The 22719-nt window shown below is 74.0% G+C and carries 21 protein-coding genes; all 21 read right to left on the bottom strand.

Annotated elements, in window-relative coordinates; genetic code table 11:
- Window positions 1-45 precede the first annotated feature (45 nt).
- Window positions 46-966, bottom strand: coding sequence for a carbohydrate ABC transporter permease (locus tag O7618_RS07610; RefSeq protein WP_278105273.1), 921 nt, complete (start codon window positions 964-966; stop codon window positions 46-48).
- On the bottom strand, window positions 963-1976 hold the full coding sequence (locus O7618_RS07605) for an ABC transporter permease subunit (protein WP_278105272.1): 1014 nt from the start codon (window positions 1974-1976) through the stop codon (window positions 963-965). Before O7618_RS07605 ends, O7618_RS07610 begins: the two co-directional genes overlap by 4 nt.
- Window positions 1973-3652, bottom strand: a complete 1680-nt coding sequence (locus tag O7618_RS07600) for an extracellular solute-binding protein (RefSeq protein WP_278105271.1) — start codon at window positions 3650-3652, stop codon at window positions 1973-1975. Before O7618_RS07600 ends, O7618_RS07605 begins: the two co-directional genes overlap by 4 nt.
- 102 nt (window positions 3653-3754) lie before the next feature.
- Window positions 3755-4444: a dihydrofolate reductase family protein gene (locus O7618_RS07595; RefSeq protein ID WP_278105270.1), complete on the bottom strand. Its 690-nt coding sequence runs from the start codon at window positions 4442-4444 to the stop codon at window positions 3755-3757.
- A complete protein-coding gene (gene ribA, locus O7618_RS07590) occupies window positions 4441-5070 on the bottom strand; it encodes a GTP cyclohydrolase II (protein WP_278105269.1) in 630 nt (209 codons plus the stop codon). The genes O7618_RS07595 and ribA overlap by 4 nt, the downstream gene beginning before the upstream one ends.
- A 67-nt stretch (window positions 5071-5137) precedes the next feature.
- A complete protein-coding gene (locus O7618_RS07585) occupies window positions 5138-6088 on the bottom strand; it encodes a lysylphosphatidylglycerol synthase transmembrane domain-containing protein (protein ID WP_278109943.1) in 951 nt (316 codons plus the stop codon).
- 146 nt (window positions 6089-6234) lie between these two features.
- Window positions 6235-7041: an SAM-dependent methyltransferase gene (locus O7618_RS07580; RefSeq protein WP_278105268.1), complete on the bottom strand. Its 807-nt coding sequence runs from the start codon at window positions 7039-7041 to the stop codon at window positions 6235-6237.
- A complete protein-coding gene (locus O7618_RS07575) occupies window positions 7038-8075 on the bottom strand; it encodes a glycosyltransferase family 4 protein (RefSeq protein ID WP_278105267.1) in 1038 nt (345 codons plus the stop codon). The genes O7618_RS07580 and O7618_RS07575 overlap by 4 nt, the downstream gene beginning before the upstream one ends.
- Window positions 8076-8079: 4 nt before the next feature.
- A complete protein-coding gene (locus O7618_RS07570; RefSeq protein ID WP_278105266.1) occupies window positions 8080-8478 on the bottom strand; it encodes a 6-carboxytetrahydropterin synthase in 399 nt (132 codons plus the stop codon).
- A 2-nt stretch (window positions 8479-8480) separates the two neighbouring features.
- Window positions 8481-9458, bottom strand: coding sequence for a dehydrogenase (locus O7618_RS07565; RefSeq protein WP_278105265.1), 978 nt, complete (start codon window positions 9456-9458; stop codon window positions 8481-8483).
- A gap of 94 nt (window positions 9459-9552) precedes the next feature.
- Entirely contained in the window at window positions 9553-9822 is a 270-nt protein-coding gene (locus O7618_RS07560; protein ID WP_278105264.1) for a hypothetical protein, read from the bottom strand.
- A gap of 95 nt (window positions 9823-9917) precedes the next feature.
- Window positions 9918-10337 (bottom strand): DUF1622 domain-containing protein, encoded by a 420-nt coding sequence (locus O7618_RS07555; protein ID WP_278105263.1) that lies wholly within the window; start codon window positions 10335-10337, stop codon window positions 9918-9920.
- 71 nt (window positions 10338-10408) lie between these two features.
- Window positions 10409-11074, bottom strand: coding sequence for a TcmI family type II polyketide cyclase (locus O7618_RS07550; RefSeq protein WP_278105262.1), 666 nt, complete (start codon window positions 11072-11074; stop codon window positions 10409-10411).
- A 27-nt stretch (window positions 11075-11101) separates the two neighbouring features.
- A complete protein-coding gene (locus O7618_RS07545) occupies window positions 11102-12328 on the bottom strand; it encodes a cytochrome P450 (protein ID WP_278105261.1) in 1227 nt (408 codons plus the stop codon).
- A complete protein-coding gene (locus O7618_RS07540) occupies window positions 12325-12618 on the bottom strand; it encodes an antibiotic biosynthesis monooxygenase family protein (RefSeq protein ID WP_278105260.1) in 294 nt (97 codons plus the stop codon). Before O7618_RS07540 ends, O7618_RS07545 begins: the two co-directional genes overlap by 4 nt.
- A 23-nt stretch (window positions 12619-12641) precedes the next feature.
- Window positions 12642-14921 (bottom strand): FAD-dependent oxidoreductase, encoded by a 2280-nt coding sequence (locus O7618_RS07535; protein ID WP_278105259.1) that lies wholly within the window; start codon window positions 14919-14921, stop codon window positions 12642-12644.
- A gap of 165 nt (window positions 14922-15086) precedes the next feature.
- Complete coding sequence (locus O7618_RS07530; protein WP_278105258.1) at window positions 15087-16223, bottom strand: glycosyl hydrolase; 1137 nt, start codon at window positions 16221-16223, stop codon at window positions 15087-15089.
- Entirely contained in the window at window positions 16217-18076 is a 1860-nt protein-coding gene (locus tag O7618_RS07525; protein WP_278105257.1) for a glycosyltransferase family 2 protein, read from the bottom strand. The genes O7618_RS07530 and O7618_RS07525 overlap by 7 nt, the downstream gene beginning before the upstream one ends.
- 57 nt (window positions 18077-18133) lie before the next feature.
- A complete protein-coding gene (locus O7618_RS07520; RefSeq protein WP_278105256.1) occupies window positions 18134-19282 on the bottom strand; it encodes a glycosyltransferase family 39 protein in 1149 nt (382 codons plus the stop codon).
- A 210-nt stretch (window positions 19283-19492) separates the two neighbouring features.
- The gene (locus O7618_RS07515) at window positions 19493-21817 is read right to left on the bottom strand and encodes a glycoside hydrolase family 3 N-terminal domain-containing protein (RefSeq protein ID WP_278105255.1); all 2325 of its coding nucleotides are present in this window, start codon (window positions 21815-21817) and stop codon (window positions 19493-19495) included.
- Window positions 21818-21856: 39 nt separating this feature from the next.
- Window positions 21857-22717, bottom strand: a complete 861-nt coding sequence (locus tag O7618_RS07510; RefSeq protein WP_278105254.1) for a carbohydrate ABC transporter permease — start codon at window positions 22715-22717, stop codon at window positions 21857-21859.
- Window positions 22718-22719 lie beyond the last annotated feature (2 nt).

The raw sequence follows: 22719 nt of genomic DNA, 5'->3' as shown, positions 1-22719 counted from the left end.
CATAGCAAGACTCGATTCCGATCGAGGTGAGAGCCGGTGCCCTGATCAGCCCTTGACCGCGCCGATCAGCACGCCCTTGATGAAGTGCCGCTGGACGAACGGATAGACCGCGACGATCGGCGCGACGGTCAGCACCACCACCGCCATCTTGACCGCCTCGGTCGGCGGCATGTTCACCCCGGTGGTGCCGCCGGCGGTGTGCGGCTCCTGCCCGGCCAGCAGGTAGCTCTGGAGCACCCGCTGGATCGGGTACATGTCGTTGCGGTCCATGAACAGCAGCGCGTCGAACCAGACGTTCCAGTAGCTGACCGCATAGAAGAGGCCGACCACGGCGATGACCGCGCGCGACAGCGGCAGCACGATCCGAGCCAGGGTACGGAAGTCGCTCGCCCCGTCGATGCGGGCGCTGTCCAGCAGCTCCTGCGGGATGCCCTGGAAGAAGCCGCGCACCACGACGAGGTTGAACACGCTGATCGCCGGCGGCAGGACCAGCGCCCAGATGGTGTCCTTGAGGCCCAGCCCGGTGACCACCAGGTAGCGGGGCACCAGCGGGGGATAGACCAGGAACGGGAGGAGGAAGTAGGCAAGCAGCCAGCGATGCCCGAACGACCCCGGCCGGGACAGCCCGTACGCGGCCAGCACGGTGACGGTCAGCGCGACCACGGTGCCGAAGACGGTGACGAGCGTGCTGATCCACAGCGCCCTGGTGACCGCGCCGCCGGCGAGGATGGTCTGGTAGGCCGAGGTGTCGATGCTCCTCGGCACGACCACCAGGCCGCCGGCGTCGGCGATGGTCTGCCGGGAGGAGAGGCTGGTCACCAGCACCACCCAGAGCGGGAAGAGCACCCCGAGCACCAGCAGCGTGAGCAGGACGGCCTTGAGTCCCTGACCGACCGGGGTCGGGGGCTCCTCCCAGGCCGGGCGGCGGGCGCGGGCGCCGGGCGGCCGGCGGATGGTCACGGTCATGACTTCGAGTAGATCCCTCGTTCGCCGAGCAGGTGCGCCACCCGGTTCGCGGCCAGGATCAGCACCAGGCCGATGACGGCTTTGAACAGCCCGGCCGCCGCGCCGTAGCCGTAGTTTCCGGTGGCGATGGAGAAGTGGTAGACGAAGGTGTCGAGCACCTCTGCCGCCTGCCGGCCGACCGCGTCGCGTTGCAGCAGGAACTGCTCGAAGCCGACCGAGAGCGCGTCGCCCAGGCGCAGGATGAGCAGCAGGACGATCACCGGACGCAGGCCGGGCAGCGTGATGTGCCACAGCCGCCGCCACCGTCCGGCGCCGTCCGCGGCGGCTGCCTCGTAGAGGTTCTGGTCGATGCTGGACAACGCGGCCAGGAAGACGATGGTGCCCCAGCCGACGTCCTTCCACACCGCTTCGGCGGTGACCAGGACGATGAACGTGTCCGGGTTGGTCATCACGTGCCACGGCTGCATCCCGGCGTCGCGCATGGTCTGCGCCAGTAACCCGGCGCCGCCGAGCATGGCGACGAAGAAGGTGACCACCAGCACCCAGCTGAAGAAGTGCGGCAGGTAGACGACGGTCTGGACGATGCCACGCAGGCGGCTGGAGAGCAGGTTGTGCAGCATGACCGCGAGCAGGATCGGCAACGGGAAGAAGAACACGAGCTGGAAGGCGGTGATGGCGAGCGTGTTGCGGAACGCGTCCCAGAAGGCCGGGTCGTCGAAGAGGAGCTGGAACTGGCCGAAGCCGATCCAGTTGCTGTGCGTGAACGCCTGCCACGGGTTGTCACCAAGGTAGGGGTTGTAGTCCTGGAACGCGATGACGTTGCCGGCGATCGGCAGGTAGCTGAAGACCAGCAGGATGGCGAACCCGGGCGTCACCATGGCCAGCAGTTGCCAGTCGCGGCGCAACCGGCTGCCCAGCGGCACCCGGCGACGGCGGGGGGCGCGTACCGGTGGGGCCGGGGCGTCGGGTCGGGCCCGCTCGGGCCCGACCACGACGGCCGGCTCGCTCACTTGGCCGCCTTGGGCAGCGAGTCGGCGAGCAGCTTGCGGGCTTCCTCCCCGCCGTTGGACTTCCACTCGGCGACGATGGCGTCCACGTCGCCGAGCGGACGCCGGCCCCGCAGGACGTCGGTGAACTTGTCCTCCGTGGGCACCTGGTTGGCCTTGAAGGCGGCGGGCATCTCCAGCTTGACCCCGGCCCAGGGGTTCTTCTCCAGGAACGTGACCATCCGGTTGGAGTAGGTCAGCACGTCCGGCACGTAGCGGGGCGTCTCCGGGAACGGCCCGATCGTGGGGTTACGGCCGCTGATGAAGAAGTACTGGTTCGCGATCTCCTTGAACGCCAGGTCGGTCTTCACCGGCCCGTTCGGCGACCTGGTGTGGTGCTTGCCCTCGACGCCGAAGTCGCGGAGCTGTGCCTCCTGGCTGCCGAGCGGCGCGGAGCACCAGTTGATGATCCGCAGCAGCTCCCGGACCCGATCCTTGCCGAGGCCCTTCTTGACGAAGGTGTAGGAGATCGGCTTGTCCTCGCCCCAGACCAGCGGGTCGCCACCGGTGGCGGAGAAGATCGGCACCGGCTGGATGTTCAACGCCGGGTTGGTCTTCTGGTGCTCGGCCTGGGCGCCCTGCCAGAAGCCGACGCCGTCCTGCTTGAAGACGATCGCGCCGTTCTTGGCGAACAGTTGCTTGGCGTCCGCGCCCCGGCTGGCCAGGATGTCCGGGTGGACGAGACCGTCCTTGTAGATCTTGGCCATCACCTCGAGCGCCTGGCGGAACTCCGGGGTCTCGTACTTGAACTCGGGCGTGCCGTCGGAGCGCAGCCGCCACCCCTGGTTGGCGCCGGGCACCCGGTGGAACATCTGGATCATGGCGAAGACGTCGTCGAACGCCCACACCTTGCGGGCCGGGTCGGTGACCTGCTTGGCGGCGGAGAGCAGATCGTCCAGGTTGGCCGGCAGCGCCAGGCCGCGCGCGTCGAGCAGATCCTTGCGGGCGAACAGCGCCCAGGGGAAGGGCCCGTCGGTGGGGTTCGGCACGGACACCAGCCGCTCGTTCCACACCGCCTGGCGCCAGGCCCCGGTCGGGAAGCTCGCCAGCATCGGGTACGCGTTCACGGCGTCGCCCCTGAGGTGGTCGGTGAGGTCCTCGAAGAGCACCTTGATCGCCTCGGCGAAGCGCGGGATCTTCTCCACCTCCCAGCTCGGCACGCACAGCAGCTCCGGCACGTCGCGGGCGCCGAGCATCGCGTTGAGCTTGTCGGCGTAGGTGTTGCCGTCCTGGACGGTGAAGTTGACCGGCGTGCCCAGCTCGGCGTTGACGGCCTGGAGGTAGGCGCTCTGCGCGATGCCGGTCGGCGCCGGGCCCCAGGCGGGCGTCATCGCGGTGACCTGCTTGCCGCTGGTGCCAGGCTTCTCGGTGACGGCGTCGACGAGGGTGGCCGGGTAGCTGGTGTAGCCGTCCGGCACCGGGCGGGTGCCGACGATGTCGGGCTTGATGGCGCCGGTCAGATCCCGGTGCGTCGGCAGCACGCCGGAGACGGCGTCGAGCTGCTGGGCGCCGCCGGAGCCGGCCGGCTTCTCGGAACAGCCGGCGAGCAGCGGGCCGGCGGTGGTGGCGGCCACGCCGAGGCCAACCAGGCCGAGAAAGTGGCGGCGGGAGGAGCCCGGCTCGGGGTGGTGCACGCTCATCGGTCCCCCTTTCGGAGGGATGCACGGTGGAGTGTTCGTATGGATGGTCAACAAACTAATCTCGACCGTGAGCTTGCACAAGAGCGAACCGGGCAGCGTCGGTCAGGCCTGGCAGCGGTCGGAGAGCGCGTAACGGGTCAGCACCACGTCACCGATCTGGCGCACCTCGACGACCCGGGCGCGGCGGCCCGGATGCCAGGGGAAGCGGCCCTCCCCCACGAACCGGGGCGCCCGGCCGTCCCCCACGAAGAACGGGGCGACCACCAGGTGCAGCTCGTCGGCGAGGCCGGCGGTGAGGAACTGGCGGTGCATCGAGCCGCCGCCCTCGACCATCAACTGGCCGATCCCGCGCCCGGCGAGGTCGGCCACCACCGCCTCCGGGGTGACCGGCTCACCGGCGTCGACCACGGTCGCCACCGCGCCCACCTGCTCGCGGGCCTTGTCCACCACCCCGGTCGGGCAGTAGACGAGCTTCAGCCCGTCACCGAGGCTGAAGAACCGCGCCGCCGGGTCGAGGTCGCCGCTGCCGGTGACCGTCACCTTCACCGGTGACGGGGGCAGCCCCCGGGCCACCCGGTCGGCCCGCCGCCGCTCGCTGCGCACCAGCAGCCGGGGATCGTCACGGCGGACCGTGGCCGCGCCCACCATGATCGCGTCGCACCCGGCCCGCGTCGCGTCGACCCGGTCCAGGTCGTCGTCGTTGGAGAGCAGCAGCCGTTCGGTGGTCGCGTCGTCGATGTATCCGTCGATCGACATCGCGCAGCTGAGCAGCACGTACGGGCGGGACGTCACGGCACGAACGGCAGGTCGAGGGCGTGGTCGGCCCGGCTGACCTTGGCCGCCAGGTAGTCGGCGTTCGCCGGGGACAGGTGCACGCCGGTGACCACCCGGTCGGCCACCGTGACGCCCAGCCGCTCCAGCTGGGCCGCCTTGTCGGGGTTGTTGCTGAGCAGGGCCACCCGGTCCACGCCCAGTGCGGCGAGCATCTGCGCGGCGACGGTGTAGTCCCGCTCGTCGGCGCCCCGGCCCAATGCCAGGTTCGCCTCGTAGGTGTCGAGGCCGCCGTCCTGCAACGCGTACGCGTCGAGCTTGGCGTAGAGGCCGATGCCCCGGCCCTCCTGACGCAGGTAGAGCAGGTAGCCCCCGGCGTCGGCGATCCGCTCGACCGCCTCGCGCAACTGCGGGCCGCAGTCGCAGCGCTGGCTGCCGAACACGTCGCCGGTGAGGCACTCGCTGTGCGGGCGCACCAGCGGCGGGTCGGCCCGGCCGTGCTCACCCAGGCCGAACGCCAGGTGCTCGCGGCCGTCCACCAGGCCGTGGAAGGTGTGCACGAGGGCGGTGGTCACGTATCCGTCGGGGAACCGAAGCGGGACCGTGACCCGGGTCCGGACCGTCGCGGCGGGCAGGGTTTCGTCCATGGTTCTCCTCCGTCCGGTCGCCGGGCTGACCGACGACTCACACCTCGCACCCTCACCGTATGCGGGATCACCGACAGTTGCCGGGCTCCCGCCGGGGCAGCCGGCGCGCCAGCAGCACCACCGCGCCGGGCAGGCTGGCCACCAGCACCAATGCGCCGTAGACCGTGCCGGTGGCCACACCCTGCGCGGCGGTCAGGCCGGCCGCCGCGAACGCCCAGGCGGCCACCCCCTCACGCGGTCCGAAGCCGCCCACGTTGAGCGGCAGGGCCATGGCCAGCAGGGCGAGCAGGGTGAGCGGCAGCAGGCGGGACAGCGGGGCGTCGGCGCCCGCGGTGCGCGCCGCCACCATGAAGGTGGCCAGGTGGCCGGCGAACACCACGGCTGAGGCGATCACCACACCGGCCCAGGTCCGGCGGGCCAGCAGCCCGCAGCGGACGTCGGCGACCGCGGTGCGGGCCGCGCGGGCGAGCCGGGACGCGCCGGAGCGGGGCACGGCGCGGGCGGCCAGCACCAGCGCCACGGCGGCCACCGCGAACACGACGGCCAGCACCGGCAGGTACGGGCGGACCGGTGACGGGAACGCGGCCAGCACCGCCACCGCGATGACCAGTTGCACCACCTGCCCCGCGGCGCGCTCCCACACCACGGCGCGTACGCCCCGGGCCAGGTCGCCGGCGTCACGCCCGTGCCGCACCGCGCGGTGCACGTCGCCGAGCACCCCACCGGGCAGGGTGGAGTTGAGGAACACCGCCCGGTAGCAGTGGGCCACGGCGGCCCGCATCGGCAGCCGTACCCCCAGCCCGCCGGCGACCAGCGACCAGCGCCAGGCGCAGCACACGGTGGTGACCACGCCGATGCCGAGCGCGGCGGCGAGCGCCGGCACGTCGATCAGCCGCAGTCCGGCCAGGAACGGGCCGGTACCCACGGAGGCGACCAGCGCCGCGAGCACGGCCAGCCCGGCGACCGGGCGTACCCAGGCCGCGCCGCGCCGGGCCCGCCCCGGCCCGACCGGCGCCACCGCGGCGGCCGGCACCGGTCCGGGCGGCACGACCGGCGCCACGGCGGTGGGCACCGGCCTGGGCGGCACGGGTACGGCGACGGCGACGTGTGACAAGCGGTCCTCCTCGTTCCCACCGGATGTCACGTGTCGGCGGGCCGTACGGTTCAGCCGGCGAGCAGGTCCGCGTGGTGCAGCGTCACCTCGACCCGGCCGGCGGCGGCCTCGACGAGCCGCCACTGGATATACGTCCGGGAGGGGTCGGCCAGATGCGGACGTTCCTCGACGGCCGCCTCGACCCAGCCGGTCAGCCACTCGGCGGTCAGCGCCGACCGCTCCGGGCCGAGCCGCCACGGGGTGGGCCGCACGGCCACCTCGACGCCGTGGCGGCCGAAGGCGGCCACGGCGGCCGCCACCGCGTCCGGCCCCAGCAGGGCCCGCCCGCCGACGGTCCGCCGCTGGTGGGCGTTGAACGCGTCGGCCAGGTCGGCGTCGAGCGGGTCCGCCGGGGTGAACTCGGCCCGGCCGGACACGGTGAGCGCGAACAGCGTCGGGTGGCCGGCGCACGCCGCCACGATCCGGTCGATCTCGTCGGCGGTGAGCATGTCCAGCAGCGCCGACGCGGTGACCAGGTGGGCGTCGGCCAGGTCGGCGGCGGTCAGCCGGGTGATGTCCGAGTCGCGGGTGGTCACCGTGACCTCGGCGCCGTCGGCGGCGGTGAGCCCGCCCCCGGCCAGCGCCAGCAACGCCCGGTCGCGCTCGTGCAGCACCCAGCGCTGCGGGCCGGGCAGCCGGGGGGCGAGCCAGCGGGCCATCGAACCGGTGCCGCTGCCCAGGTCGTGCACGACCAGCGGACGGTCGCCGGGCAGCCGGTCGCGGACCGCGTCGGCCAGCTCCACCGAGCGGGCCGCCGCGTCGGCCGGCTCACGCAGCCGCAGCCAGTCCGCGAAACCGGGTGGGAGTGAGGTGGTCATGCCGGGGTCGCCTCCTTCAACGCCGTGGCCAGCCGGTCCACGGTGACCGACCAGCCGGTGAGGGTGTCCCGCCGCTGTCGGGCGGCGCGGCGCAGCCGCCCCCGTAGGCCGGGATCGGTGAGCCAGCGGCGCAGCGCGGCGGCGGTCGCACCCGCGTCCTCCGGCGGCACCAGCAGGCCCGGCCGGTCACCACCAGGGGCGCGCCCGAGCGTGGCCGGCAGGCCGCCGGTGTCGGCGGCCAGCACCGGTACGCCCCGGGCCAGCGCCTCGGTGACCACCATGCCGTACGTCTCCCGCCGGGAGGGCAGGACGAGCAGATCGGCCCCGGCGTACGCGGCGGCGACCGCCGCGCCGGCGCGCGGACCGCTCAGCCGGACCCGGTCCGCCAGGCCGGCGCCGGTGAGCCGTCGGCGCACCCGGTCGACGAACGCCGGGTCCCGGTCGAGCGGGCCGACCCAGTCGCAGGTCCAGCCCAGGTCCGCGACCTCGGCGAGCGCGGTGGCCAGCACGTCGTGGCCCTTGACCGCGGTGACCGCCGCGACGCAGAGCAGCCGGGTGCCGCCGGGCGTGGCGGGAGCGACCGGCGCCGGCTCGACGCCGGGCGGGGCGACCGCCACCCGGTCCGGGTCGAGCGGATAGCGCTCCAGCAGCCGCCGCCGGGTCCACTCGCTGGTGGCGACCACCACGGTCGCCGTGGCGAGGGCCCGCCGCTCGGCCTCGCCCTCGATCGGCAGGTGCACCAGCACCACCAGGCGTAGCCGCGCGGCGTGCGCGGCCAGCACCTCCGGCACGGTGGAGGCGACCAGGCCGTCGAGCAGCGCCGTCGCGCCGTCGGGCAGCCCGCCGAGCAGCGCACCCAGCGCCGCCCGCTCCCGGTCGCCCGGGTCCGGCCAGGAGCCCGGCACCTGGTGCTCGCGCACGGTCCAGCCGAGCGCGGCCAGCCCGTCGCAGACGTGCCGGTCGTAGGCGTTGCCGCCGCTGGGGTTCGCCGGGTCGTCGATGTCGCCCGGCAGCACCACGTGGACGGCGGTCATCCGGTCACAGCGACCGCTCGTAGCTCGCCCACGCGACGTGCGACTCGTGCAGGGTGACGGTGATCCCGGCCAGGCCCCGCGCCCCCTCCCCCAGCCGGCCGGCGCGCACCGCGTCCGCGATCCGGTCGGCGACCGTGCGGGCCAGAACCTCGGTGGTGGTGTTCACCCCGGCGAAGGCCGGCTCGTCGTCCAGGTTGCGATAGGTCAGCTCGCCGAGCACGGCCTTGAGCTGCTCGGTCGCCAACCCGATGTCCACCACGATCCCGTCGGCGTCCAGCTCCGGCCGGCGGAACGTGGCGTCGACGACGAAGGTCGCGCCGTGCAGCTTCTGGGCCGGGCCGAAGACCTCGCCGCGGAAACTGTGGGCGACCATCATGTGGTCCCGGACGGTCACGCTGAACACGTTCACTCCTCGCCGTAGGTGATGAGATGACAGAGCGCCGGCAACTCGCCCGAGGCGAGCCGGTCCAGCACGTCGGGCAGGTCGGTGAAGCGGGACCGGCCGGTGAGCAGCGCGTCGTACGCCGGGTCGGCCAGCAGGTCCAGGGCGAGGGCGAGCCGGTCGGCGTAGCTGCGGTCGGCGCGCCGGGGCGACACGGTGCCGACCTGGCTGCTGCGGATGCCGAGTCGTCGGGAGTGGAACGCGCCGCCGAGCGCGAGGGTGACCGGACGGTCGCCGTACCAGCTCAGCTCCAGCACGGTGCCCTCCGGGCGGAGCAGCTCCAGGCCGCGTTGCAGCCCGTCCGCGCTGGCGCTGGCATGCACCACCAGGTCGCGGTCGCCCGCCGCGTCGGCGGGCCGGGCGAAGTCGACGCCGAGCGCCTCGGCGGTCCCGGCCCGGGCCACGTCGGCGTCGACCAACTCGACCCGCACGCCGGGGAACCGGGCCAGCAGGGCGGTCACCGCGCATCCGACCATCCCGCCGCCGATCACGGTGACCCGGTCGCCGACCAGCGGCGGGGCGTCCCAGAGCGCGTTCACCGCGGTCTCCACGGTGCCGGCCAGCACCGCGCGTTCCGCGGGCACGCCGTCCGGCACGACCACCACGGCGTCGGCCGGGACCACGTACGCGCTCTGGTGCGGGTGGAGACAGAACACGGTCCGCCCGCGCAGCCGCGCCGGGCCGGCCTCGACCGTGCCGACGCTGAGGTAGCCGTACTTGACCGGGGCCGGGAAGTCGCCGGACTGGAACGGGGCACGCATCGCGGCGTGCTGGTCGGCGGGGACCCGGCCGGTGTAGACGAGCGTCTCGGTGCCCCGGCTGACCCCGGAGAACCGGGTGCGGACCAGCACCTCGCCGGGGCCCGGCGGGTCGAGGCGGACCGGCCGGATCTCACCCTCGCCGGGGGCGCGGAGCCAGAAGGCGTGGGCGTCGACGGTCACGAACCCTCCTCATTTCCCGCATTCCGACCGAGTTGTCGATCATAAACACGGAAGTGGGGCGGGCATGGTTCGAACCGCCCGGCATCGGGGCCGATCAGGCGGCCCGTCGCCGCTGCGCGCCGACCCGGGTGTCCGGCTCGGCCCGGCGGCCGGCGTCACCGGCGAGCCGCATCGCCCGGCGGGCGGCGTCCAGCGGCTCGCAGGGCGCCGGTCGGCCGGCGCAGAGCAGGCTGGAGCAGCGGCCGGCGGCGTCCGGCCGGTGCGCGGCCGCCACGTCGTAGGCGGCCCGCCACAGCAGCGGGTCGGTGACGCCGCGAGGCAGCGCGGCGTCCTGACTGGACCTGGTCCGGTTCGTCTCGGGCACCGGCGTTCCCCTTCCGTCGTCACTCCCGGTATCAGTGACCCGGTGAGTCGAGATCAAACCTCCCACCTGCGGACACGTGCCGCCAGCAATACATCTCACGTTCCCGTCGACCGGTCGGGCGAGCCGGACCCGGCGACGGCGCCGCTCCGGGCCGGGCCCGGCGTGGTGTTCGGCGGCTTGCCCTGCCAGGGCCAGCGACCGTCCAGCTCCACCTCCAGCGAGAAGCTGAGGAACGTCCGGACCAGCACGATCAACGCCAGCACGCCGACGCTGGTGAACGTGGGCGACACCGCGACGGTACGGATGATGTCGCCGCCCACCAGGAACTCCAGGCCGAGCAGGATGGCCCGCCCCACGCCCTGCCGGAACGCCCGGTAGTGCGTCACCACCTCCCGGGTCCGGCCGCAGCGCAGCGCGAACACCACGGTGGCGACCGCCACGCCCACCGCGATGACCAGCACCCCGGCCAGGTCCAGCAACGCGCCGACGTGCTGGATGATCTGCTTGGTCGGCACCCGACACCCCCGTACGCCTCGGTCTCAGCCTGGCCTACGGGGGTGCGGCGGGGAGCGGTTTCCCGCGCGGCTCAGTCCTGCGCGCGCCAGCGGTAGAAGACCTTCGCCACCTGGTCCTGCGGGCCGTGGCAGTCCTCCGGCCGGTACGGCTCGACGTACGGTCCGAGGTCCTGCATCACCTTGCCGAAGGCCGGCTTCTCGGCGTGCTGGTAGCGGGTCGGCTCGGCCGCCGACGACTCCTGCTCCAGCAGGTGCACGTAGACGTCGTCGATGGAGTAGAGCCAACGCCCGGTGACGCCCAGGTCCCGCGGGAGCGACCCGGCGTCGGACTCGCCGAACACCCGGGCCACGTCCGGCTCGGCCCCCGGCTTGATCCGCCCCACGCTCACGGTCAGCGTGGTGTCCGCGGGCGACTCGCCCTCCGGGGCCCAGTGGTAGAACTCCTTCGCCACCGAGTCCGACGGGTTCTTCCAGTAGCGCGGGTACGGCGTCACGTACGGGCCAATCTCCTCGGCGATCTTCTGGAAGGCGGGCAGGCCACGGGTCTGCCCGGAAATCCTCGGGTCCTGCTCGCGCTCGATCACGTGCAGGTAGAGGTCGTGGTGCGACAGCAGGTAGCGGCCGATCACCCCGAGGTCCTGTGGCCGGGTGACCTGGTCGTAGTGGCCGAAGACGTTGCCGACGACCTCGTCGCTGCCGGGGACCATGTGGCAGACGATCACGTTCCGGAAGACCATGGGTGTGCTCCTTGGCTGGTGGGTGGACTAGACGGTGAAGGTGACCGGCAGTTCCAGCAGGCCGCGGAAGGGCGACGCGGCGGGCAGCCGGCGCACCTCGGCGACGGGGACGGCGAGCCGCAGCCCGGGCAGCCGGCGCAGCAGCGCGGAGAGCGCGAGCAGCGCCTCCATCCGGGCCAGCGACACGCCCAGGCAGTAGTGCACGCCGTGGCCGAAACCGAGGTGCGGGCCACGGACCCGGCGCAGGTCGAGCCGGTCCGGGTCGGTGAAGTGGGCGGGGTCGTGGTTCGCCGCGTTGATCGCCACCCCGACGATCGCGCCGCGCGGGATGCGTACCCCCTGGTATTGCACGTCCTCGGTGGCGATGCGCGGGCTGGCCACCGGGAGCGGGCCGTCGAAGCGCAGCAGCTCCTCGATCGCGGTCGGCAGCAGGCGCGGCGTGGTCCGCAGCAGCTCCAACTGCTCCGGATGGGTGAGCAGGGCGAGCACCGCGTTGCCGAGGAAGTCGGCGGTGGTCTGGTGCCCGGCGAACAGCAGCAGGAACGTGGTGGTGACCAGCTCCGCCTCGGACAGCGTCCGGTCCCGGTCGACCGCGTCCACGAGCGCGCCGATGATGTCGTCGGCCGGGTCGTCGCGCTTGGCCCGGACCAGGTCGGCCAGATAGTGGTGCAGCCGGAGCTGCGCCTCCTGCACCGCGGCCCGTTCCTCGGCCGGGGGTCGGCTGGTCGACCCGGAGGTGCGGATGACCTGGGTCCAGTCGAGCACCCGGTCGTGGTCGGCCGGCGGCACGCCGAGCAGCTCGCAGATGACGGTCATCGGCAGCGGGATGGCGAAGTCCCGCATCAGGTCCGCCTCGCCCTGCGGGACCATCTTGTCGATCAACTGGTCGACGATCGTGGCCACCCGGGGGCGCAGCGCCTCGATCCGTCGCGGCGCGAACGCCTGCGACACGACCCGGCGCAGGCGGGTGTGCTCGGGCGGGTCGGAGTTGAGCATGTTGCGGTTCAGGCCCTCCGAGTTCGGGCCGAAGATCCGCAGGTAGTGCTGGTCGGGTCCGTAGAGGTCCTTGGACAGGCGCGGGTCGGTCAGCGCCGTACGCGCGTCGTCGAAGCGGGTGATCAGCCACGAGTCGAAGCGCGGCGAGCCGACCGGGCAGACCGGACGCTGCGCGCGGAGCCGGGCGAAGGTGGGATAGGGGTCGGCCGCGAACGCGTCCGTGTAGAGCTCGGTCGCCGGCATGACGTCCTCGGTCATCGGGCCTCCCCCGCTTCGCCGGTCACGCTGTGCAGCACCTGGTAGGTGTGTCGCTCCGCGGACTCGCGCAGCTCCCGGATCACCCGCAGCAGCCGGTCGCGGTGCGCGCTGCGGCCGAAGGCGTCCAACCGCTCCCGGTCCGCCCAGTCGCTGATCACCAGATAGACGCGCGGGTCCTCGGCGTCACGGACCAGGTCCTGGTGCAGGCAGCCGTCCAGGGTGCGGATCTCCTCGGCGGCGGCGCGCCACTCCGCCTCGAACCGGTCCTCGCAGCCCTCCCGGGTTCGCATCGCCAGGACCGTGCGCACCCGGCTCACCGCGCGCCCCCGAAGACCAGGTGCAGGTGCTTGCGCAACGCGTCGGCGTCGACCGGGGCGCCCCGGAACCCGACGTGCCCGTCCGGTCGGATCAGGTAGAGCCCGGTGCCGGCCAGGCCGTACCCGGCCCGGAAGCGCCGGTCGCCGTCGCGCAGCACCGGCGGGTCGGGCCGGCGCGGCTCGGCGACGTCCGGATCGAGCAGCAGGTACGCGTCCAGCTCGCCGGCGGCCTGCCGCCGGGCGTCGGCGCAGAGGTCGGCGAACCCGGCCAGCTCCCCCGGGTCGGCCGTGGCGTCGGCGTAGAGCAGCAGCGTGTGCCGGGTGCCCCGGGTCAGGTCCCGCAGTCGCAGCGGGTGCCCGACGCCGCGCCGACGCAGCCCCTCGACGTCCGGCGCGCGGTCGCCGGGGCGGGGCGCGTCGCCGAGCGCGGCCGGGTCGGAGACGGTCTCCCCGACCAACGGGCTGCCGGCATAGCTGAGCAGCAACGACATCTCCTGGAGGAACTGCCGTTCCAGGTCGGCCCGGTCCAACTCCTCGGTGCCGGCCATCCGCACCGCGCGGCCGACGATCTCCTCGCCCTCCGGACGCCGCTCCGCCTCGTAGCTGTCCAGCAGGCCGGGGGCGGCCTGCCCGCGTACCGCCAGGGCCAGCTTCCAGGCCAGGTTCCAGGCGTCCTGGATGCCGGTGTTCATGCCCTGGCCGCCGGCCGGCGGGTGCAGGTGGGCGGCGTCGCCGGCGACGAAGACCCGGCCCTGGCGGTATCGGTCGACGATGCCGTGGCTGATCCGGAACACCGACGACCAGCGCAGGTTCGTCGCCCGGGTGCCGGGCGGGGCGAGGCGGTCGAGGGCGGCCTGCACGTCGTCGAGGGTCGGCTCGCCGAGCTCCTCGCTGAACCCGGGCGGGGCGTCCTGCCCGCCGGTGCGGGCGAAGAACCGCGGTGGCGCCAGGGTGGCGATGCGGTAGCGGTGCTCGCCGCGCAGCGGCACGCAGACCAGCATCCCGTCCATCCGCCCGTCGGTGGTGTGCAGGAAGCGCAGCAGGTGCCCGTCGGGCATGTCCCAGTCCACGTCCACGTCGACGAGCATGAACAACTGCGGGAAGCGGCCCAGCCCGCCGGTGAAGGTGAGGCCGAGCCGGTCCCGCACCCGGCTGTGCGCGCCGTCGCAGCCGACGAGGTACGCGGCGCGTACCGTCTCGGTGGCGCCGTCGGCGGTGCGCACGGTGGCGGTCACCCCGTCCGCGTCCTGGGTGAAGTCGACGAGTTCGGCGCCGAGCCGCGGGCGCACCCCGAGCGTGGCCAGCCGGGCGGTGAGGATGCGTTCGGTCTCGTACTGCGGCAGCCCGAGGTGGGCGTACGGCAGGCCGGGCAGCTCCCAGCTCATCCGGTGGGTCTGCGCCCCGTTGACGAAGACCATGTTCCCGGTGAGCCAGATGCCGGCGTCCATCGCCTCCCGGACGACGCCCTGCTCCTCCCAGATCTCCATGGTGCGGCAGTGCACGCCGATCGCCTTGTCGGCCTGCCCGGCCGGGGTCGCCCGCTTGTCGATCACCCGGCAGTCGACGCCGCGGCGGGCCAGCTCGACGGCGGCGGTCAGCCCGGTGGGCCCCGCCCCGACGACCAGTACGTCAGTTGTCCTCTGCACGTCGGCCTCCCTGCCGGTGGTGTGGCGTCGCCGGCCGTCCCCACCGGGCACGACGTGGAACAGGCGGCGGCGGATGTCGAGAAGGAACGGCGCGATCGGCCCGGCCTGCGCCGAGGCGTGCGCCGGGTCGGCGATCCAGTCGAGGAACTCGGCCGCGCCGTCCCACTCGGCGAAGATGTGGTGCGTGTCCGAGTCGGGTTCGCGGAGCAGCCGCTCGCGCCGGTAGCCCGGTATCGCGGCCATCCGCCGCACCACCTCGGGGTAGCCCCGGTGGAACTCGGCGAGCCGGTCCCGTGGCACGGTCAGCTCGACGTCCACGTAGACCGGACCGTCGCCGTCGCCGTCCTCCCGCATGGGTGGGTAGTCGGGCGGACCGGCCGGGTCGGTCAGGGGCCGGAGCGCCGCGGCCAGACGGGCGGCCACCGGCCCGTCCCGGTACGCGCGCAGCGCCGCCTCGTCGGCCCACTCGGTGACCACCACGAAGCCGTACGGGTCCAGCGCGTCGCGCAGCAGTTCGTGCCGGAGGCCGCCGGGGAACGTACCGAGCTGCCCGGCGACCGCCTCCCAGGCCGACCCCACGGCGGGCTCGCATCCCGGACGCGCGCGCAGCCGGAGCATCGTCCTGATCATGCCGCCCCCTCGCGCCGTGCCGTCCTCGTGCCGCGACCCTGCCCGAGCCCGCGTCACCCGGTCGTCACCGGCGCACCGGGCGGTGTCGCCGCGCGGTGACGCCCTCGGGACGCCACCGCTCACGGCTCGTCGCAGGACCGTGGCGACAAGCCTCGACAGGCGGGCTCAGGGCCCGGCGCGTGGCCGCGCCGCGGGCGACCAGGTCACGTCGTACCGGTCGGTGGCGACCGCCTCGGCGAACGCCGCCGCCGCGTCCGGTGAACCGGCGATCCGCCAGTCCTGTTCCTTGTCCACCTCGAACCAGATCAGCCCGATCAGGTTCGGGTAGCGCGGCAGCGAGGCGAACGTCTCCCGGATCCACCGGGCCTTGTGCCCGCTGCTCTCGGCGGCCGCGGTCTCGGTGACGACGAGCGGCTTGCGGGTCAGCGCGCGGATCTCCGCGACGGTCGGCCCGAAGATCTGGTCGAAGGACGAGTAGGTCTTCGTGAAGGCGCCCATGCCGTAGTAGCCGGTGACGCCCACCCAGTCGACGTAGTCGTCGCCGGGGTAGAGCCCGGTCAGCCCGGCGGTCGTCTTGTCCCACCTGGCGTTCGGGCTCCACACCCAGGTGACGTTCGTGGCGCCGGCCGCGGCGAAGACGTCGTGCACGTGCCGCCAGGCCCGCACGTAGTCACCGGGGCGGTTGCCGTTGGCCCGCTCGCACCACGGATACCAGTCGCCGTTCATCTCGTGCGCGAACCGGACGGCCACCGGGTAGCCCAGCGACCGGACGCCCTCGGCCCAGGAGCGCAGGTAGCCGTCGAAGTCGCCGGCGGTGATGCGGGCCAGCCGGTACTCCGGCTGGGTGGACCGCAGCCGGTCGACCTGACGGGCCGGCAGGCCGGTGTCTCGGGCCGCCTCGTCGACGGCGTGGTCCCAGGGCTCCCAGCCCAGCATGGGCATCATGCCCCGGTCGGCGATCCGGTCGAACAGGGCGCGGTCGAAGGTGGCCGACGCCCAGGAGGCGCCGAAGAGCATCACCTGCGGCGCCCGACCGGCGGCGGCGGCGAACCGGTCCACGGCGCCCAGGTCGTAGGGGCCCGTGTCGGTCATCACCCCGACGAACGCCCGACCGGCCGGCGGAAACGCGACGGCGGCGACGGCGGGGGCGTCCGCGGTCGCCAGCGCACCCGGCGCCGCCGGCCGCACCGGCCGGCCCGGGTCCGGAGCGCGCCACGCGCCCGGCGCCACCACGAACGCGTACGCCAGCAGCAGCGCGCCGGCCAGCGCCAGGCCGACCCGGGGCACGCTCAGCCTCAACACGGCGCCTCCTCCCGGACCGGTCGCGGCCGCTCGGGCGCGGGCGCCGGCTCGTCCCGGCGGGCGCGCGCGTTCTCCACCCAGGCGATCACCGGCGGCGCGAGCCCGGTGAGCAGCGTCAGCGTCGGCCAGACCCGCAGCAACGGGTGGTCGTGGTCCAGCGCGAAGCTCGCCGCGAGCAGGCCGGCGGCCGCCCCCGCCCAGCACAGGTGCAGCCGGAAGGTGCGCGGCGACTCGGCGGTGCGCAGCGTCCCCTTGGCGGTGACCACGAAGCCGAGCCGGCGGCGCAGCAGCGCGCCGGCCGCGGCGGCCAGGTAGACCGGGCCGGCGAACAGGGCGAGCGCCATGCCCACCATGCCGATCTCCTCCCGTTCGTGCGGGGCGATGTTGAACCGGCGCAACCAGAGCCACAGCAGGAACCAGGTGCCGATCGTGGCGCCCCACAACGTCGCCCAGACCTGCGGGTCGAGCCGGCCGGCGGCGACGCCGGTGAGCAGGTACAGCGCGGTGGCGGCGTTGCCCAGCAGCAGGCTGACCGCCACGCTCGGGTAGTAGAACTGGAGCAGGCGGTACTGCCAGCGGCGGCGGGAGGGCAGCTCGCGCGGCGCGCGCAGCTCGCGCCGGAGCAGGATCTCGCAGATGCCGGCCGCCCAGCGCCTCTGCTGGTTGAAGTAGTCGGCCCAGGAGGTCGGCCCCTCGCCCAGCGCCACCACGTCCGGGGTGTAGACGCCCTTCCACCGCCGGCCGGTGGCCGGGTTGACGGCGGCGTGGATGCGGATGCTGGTGAGATGGTCCTCGATGATCGAGTCCTGGTAGCCACCGACGGTCCGCCAGGCCGCCGGCCGGTAGAGGTGACCGGTGCCGGTGAGCAGCGGCGCGTCCAGGCCGTTGCCGCCGCGCGCGATCAGCCCGTTGTAGAGGTACTGCTGCGCCGACGCGCCGTGGGCGACGAAGTTCTGGTGCATGTTGCCGTACACCTGGGGGGTCACCACGAACGCGACGTCGGGGTCGCGGAAGTAGCCGAGCGTGCGTTCCAGGAAGTTCGGCAGCGGCACGTGGTCCGGGTCGACGTTGGCCACCACGTCGTAGCGGTGCTCGTGCTCGGCGCGCCAGGCGTTGTGGTTGCCGGACTTGGTGCGGGCCCGGAACTCGCCGCGGACCTGGTTGTACTCCGGGCGGCCCCGGCGGGTGAAGTGGCGCACGCCCAGCCGCGCCGCCATGGCCCGCACCGTGGGATCGTCGCCCTCGTCGAGGATCCACACGTCGACGCGTCCGCAGTAGACGATCTCGCGCAGCCGGCGCAGGGTGCGTTCGGCGACGTCGAGCGGCTCCTTGCTCGGCACGATGGTGGTGAGCAGGGCGACCCGCAGGCCGACCGGCGGGTCGACGGGCACCGGGTCCTTGGCGTGGAAGGCGAACACCCACACCACCGCGTTCTGTGCCAGCCGGATCAGCTCGATGCCGACGACCACGCAGAACGCGAGCCGGGCGGCGGCGGTCTGCCAGCCGCCGAGCCCGACCACGCCCGGGCCGGGGACGTGCTGCGGCAGCAGCAGCCAGCCGACGAAGATCAGGCCGGCAGCGCTGTTGACGAGCACCAGCAGGGTGAGCACCAGCCGCGCGGCGACCGAGGCGGCGGGCCGGAGTTCGACGGGCGCGTCGGGCCGTCGGGGCGGGCGCAGCGGCCCGGTGGTCGAGCCGCAGCGGGCGTACGCCAGGCGGGCCCGGATGTTGCGCTGCCGACGGTCCGGCCCCGGGTGGGTGGGCCGACCGGGTGGCGTGACCGACGGCGGGCGGTCGCCCGGAGTTCCCGGCCGGGTGGCGCGGGACAGGCGTGTATCGGCGGCGACGGCCACATTTCCCCCATGGTCTGCATCGGGCTCGCCCGAACGTGACCGATCCTAAGCCGACAATCAACCAAAAAGAGCATGAATAAGGTGGATTGCCGGCACCCCGGTCGCCCGCGCCGGCACGCCGAGCAGGGCGATCGCCGCCAGCCCGACCAGCGCCCAGCGGGCGCCCAGCCGGGACAACGCGACCGCGCCGAGCACCGCCCAGGCCGGCAGCGTGAAGAACAGGGCCGCCGGCGACCAGACCGGGACGGCCCACGCGGCGAGCAGCATGGCCGACGCCGGCACCACCGCCCATGCCGTGCAGATCGCGGGCGCGTAGCGCAGTGGGAGGCTGAACAGGGCCAGGCCGGCCAGCACCGCGCCGAGCGCGGCGACGCCGAACAACTCCCGGGGCGCCGCCGCCAGCGCGGCCGGATCGGGGCGGACACCGGCCGGGAGGAACCCGCCGCCGGGCCCGCCGAACCGGAGCGCCGCGGCCACCAGCAGCACCGCGGGCGCCACCGCGGCCACCCAGCGACCGGCCGATCGACGCCGGAAGGCCAGCACGACCCAACCGTGCCCGGCGAGCAGCAGCAGCGCGCCGGGCGCACAGAGCCCGAGCAGGAGCACCGCGCCGGCGTACGCCGCGAGTCGGCGCGCGGTCGGCCGGTCGAGGACCGGCAGCAGCAGCCGGGTGGCGAGCACGGCGGCGCACAACGCCACCGCGTGCGGCTGGGCCTCCTGCGCGAGGCGGATCGTGGTCGGCAGCACCGCGAGAAGCAGGCCGGCCAGCACCCCGACGCCCGGCGCGAACAACCGGGTGGCGAGCCCGCCGACGAGCGCCGCGGCGGCCACGACCGCCAGCAGCGAGGGCAGGCGCAGGGCGACGTCGGAGGTGCCGAACAGCTCCGCCGACCCGCGCACCAGCAGGTGGTACGGCACCGACGCGGCCTCGCCGCCGGTCAGCGCGTCGCGCCAACCGGCGGTGGCGGCGTGCCAGGTCGCCAGTTCCCCGGCGCGGGGGCCGGGCGCGCCGAGCCCGGCGCCGCCGAGGCCACCGGCCAGCAGCGCCGGCGGCAGCCACGGGACCGCACGCCAGCCGCGCGCACCGCTGGCGGATCGCGCGGCGACACGGCCACGGCGCGGCGGCCGGTCCTCGCCCCACGGATCCTCGACACCGGGCTCGGCCGGCCCCAGCCGGGGCAGGACCATGGTGTCCGCGTCCATCATCGTCGACTCACGCATCCCTGTCGGGCCGGCACCGGGCGCCCCGGTTCGGGGGCTGATGACATCCCGGAGCCTACGGAGCCGGAGACCGGCATAAACCCCATATGCGGTTAAAGCACCCGGGCCGGCCGGGCCGGGGGGGGTGCGTCGACGATCGCGCGAGGACGCCGCCGGTCCGCCGGCCGCCCCCGTGGACGGCCGGCGGAGGGGCGCTCAGCTCAACTCGGTGGCGGTCCAACGCGCGGACGCGTTGGTGACCGGGACGGTGCCGCCGACGAGCGTGGTCGACGCCTCGGTGTCCCGCCGCGCGCTGGTGCCGACCCACACCTCGACCTCGCCGGGCTCCACGACCCGGGTCAGCGTGCGGTCGGAGAAGGCCAGCCGGGTCGTGGGCACCGACAGCCGGACGGTCACCGACTCCCCGGGCTCCAGGCGCACCCGCCGGTAGCCGAGCAACTGCGCCACCGGCCGGGTCACCGGCGCCACCACGTCGTGGCCGTAGAGCTGGACCACGTCGTCACCGGCGACCGCGCCGGTGTTGGTGACGCGTACCGTCACCGACAGCGCGCCGTCGGTGGGCACGGTGGCCGGCACGGTCAGGTCGGTGTGGGTGAACGTGGTGTAGGACAGCCCGTGGCCGAACGGCGCCGCGGGCGCCGCCGACAGGTTGGTGCCGTTGCTGCCCGCCCCGAGCGTCGGGTGCAGATACGAGTACGGCTGCGCGCCGGCCGAGCCGGGCAGGGTGACCGGCAGCCGGCCCGACGGGTTGACCCGCCCGGACAGCACGCCCGCGATCGCGCCCGCGCCCTCCTCGCCGGGGAAGAACGACTGCACCACGGCCGCGCACCGGGTCAGCGCCCAGTCGATCGCGTAGGGACGGCCGGTGAGCAGCACCAGCACGACCGGGGTGCCGGTCGCCAGCACCGCCTCGACCAGTTCCCGCTGGACGCCCGGAAGCTCCAGGTCGTCCCGGTCGCACCCCTCACCGACAGTGCCCCGCCCGAAGAGGCCCGCGTGGTCGCCGACGACCAGGACGGCGACGTCGGCGGCGGACGCGGTGGCGACCGCCTCGTCGAAGCCGGACCGGTCGTCGCTGTCCACGTCACAGCCGCCGGCCCAGGTGACGAGGTCGGCGCCGAGTTCGGCGCGCATCGCCGCCAGGACGCTCGGCGCCTCGAACCCGTTCTCCACACCCGGGTGCTGGACCAGCACGTGGTTGAGGAAGGAGTAGCACCCGAAGAGCGCGCCCGGCCGGTCCGCGTTCGGGCCGACGACCGCCACCCGGCGGCCCGCCGGCAGCGGAAGCACGCCCTGGTTGGCGACCAGCACGATCGACTCCTCGGCGAGGCGGCGGGCGATCGCCCGGTGCTCCGGCGGGTCCAGGTCGACCGTCCCGGGCGGCTCCTCGGCGAAGGTGGCGTCGAGCAGCCCCAGCTCCTGCTTCTGGCGTAGCACCCGCAGCACCGCCCGGTCGACGAGCGCCTCGTCGACCGCGCCGGCCCGCACCGACTCGGCCAGGGTCAGGAAGGCGTCGCCGGTCGGCAGCTCGATGTCGAGGCCCGCGGCGAGCGCCTGCACGGCCGCGCCCGCGTTGTCGGCCGCGACGTGGTGCAGCAGGTTCAGGAACGCGACCCCGTAGTAGTCGGCCACCACCGTGCCGTCGAAGCCCCACCGGTCCCGCAGCACGCCGGTCAGCATCGTCGGGTCGGCGGCCACCGGCACGCCGTCGATCTCGGCGTACGAGTGCATGACGCTGCGGGCCTCGCCGTCCAGGATCGCCATCTCGAACGGCACGAAGAGCACGTCCGCGAGTTCCCGGGGGCCGGCGTGCACCGGGCCGAAGTTGCGCCCGGCCCGCGACGCGGAATAGCCCGCGAAGTGCTTCAACGTCGCGTGCACCCCCTGCGACTGGAGGCCGCGCACGTAGGACGTGCCGATGGTGCCGACCAGGTAGGGGTCCTCGGCGACGCACTCGTCGACCCGGCCCCAGCGCGGGTCCCGGATCACGTCGAGCACCGGGGAGAGCCCCTGGTGGATGCCGAGCGCCCGCATCGACGACCCGATCGCCGCCGCCATCTCGGTCACCAGGTCGGGGTCGAACGCGGCGCCCCAGGCCAGCGGCGTGGGGAAGGTGGCCGCCCGCCACGCCGACAGGCCGGTCAGGCACTCCTCGTGGACGATCGCCGGGATGCCCAGCCGGGTGCCGGTGACCAGGTTGCGCTGGAACGCCCACAGCCACGCCGCGCGCTCCGCCTCGTCGACCGGGCGGGTGCCGTAGACGCGGGTGAGGTGACCCAGCCCGTGCCGGGAGAAGTCCTCCAGCCGGACGGCGTCGGTGAACTCGCCCTGCAGTGGCGCCACCGCCTCGCCGTCCTCCTTCTCCCAGAACCCGACGAGCTGCGCGATCTTCTCGTCGAGCGTCATCCGGCCGAGCAGCTCGCGCACCCGCGCCTCGCCGGCGCGCCCGTCGGGCCGGTCGTGGTCCGGAACTGCCTGGACCGGTGTCGGCCCGCCCACCACCGCGTGGACCTCTGTCATGGTGTGCCTTTCCCTTGGTTGTGCTCGCGCCGCTGCCGCTCAGCCCTTGACGGCGCCTTGCAGGCCGCCGACGATCTGCTTCTCGGCGAGCGTGAAGAAGAGCAGTGCCGGCAACATCGCCAGCGAGGTGAAGGCGAGAACGCCCGCCGTGTCGGTGCTGTACTGGCTGGAGAAGTTCTGCACGCCCAGCGGCAGGGTGTGCAGGCTGGCGTCACCGAGGACCAGCAGCGGCAGCAGGAACGCGTTCCAGCTCGCCACGAACGCGAGGATCCCGACGGTGACCAGCGCGGGTCGCGACAGCGGCAGCACGATGCGCCAGAGGAAACCGAGCCGGTCCGCGCCGTCGATCGCGGCGGCGTCCTCCAACTCCCGGGGGATGGCGGACAGGAACGGCCGCAGGATGACGATCGTGATCGGCAGCGAGAAGGCGACCTGCGGCAGGATCACCGCGTAGTAGGAGTTGATCAGGTTCAGGTCGCGCAGCATCAGGTAGAGCGGCAGGATCGCCGCACCGGCCGGAAAGAGCAGCCCGAGCGTGAAGAAGGTGTGCAGCGCCTCCCGCCCACGGAAGGTGTAGCGGGCGATCACGAACGCGGCGCAGAGACCGAGCACCACCACACCGAGCGTGGTGCCGAGCGCGATCACCGCGCTGTTGAACGCCTGCCGCCAGAAGTCGCTCTGGGTCAGCACCCGGGCGTAGTTGTCCCAGACCCACGGGTCGGGCAGCCCGGCCGGGTCCGCGACGATCTGCGGGGTGGTGCGGAAGCCGCCGACGATCACGTAGACGATCGGGGCGATCGACACCGCCGCGACCGCGAGCGCGAGCGCGTAGGTCAGCGGCGAGCCCCAGGAGATCGGCCGACGGCTCGCGGGGCGGGAGAGGACGGGGTTCGCGGTCACGG

Origin of the sequence: Micromonospora sp. WMMD980 (assembly GCF_029626035.1) — a bacterium.
Classification (GTDB): Bacteria; Actinomycetota; Actinomycetes; order Mycobacteriales; family Micromonosporaceae; genus Micromonospora.
This window is presented reverse-complemented; position numbering and strand designations above follow the sequence as displayed.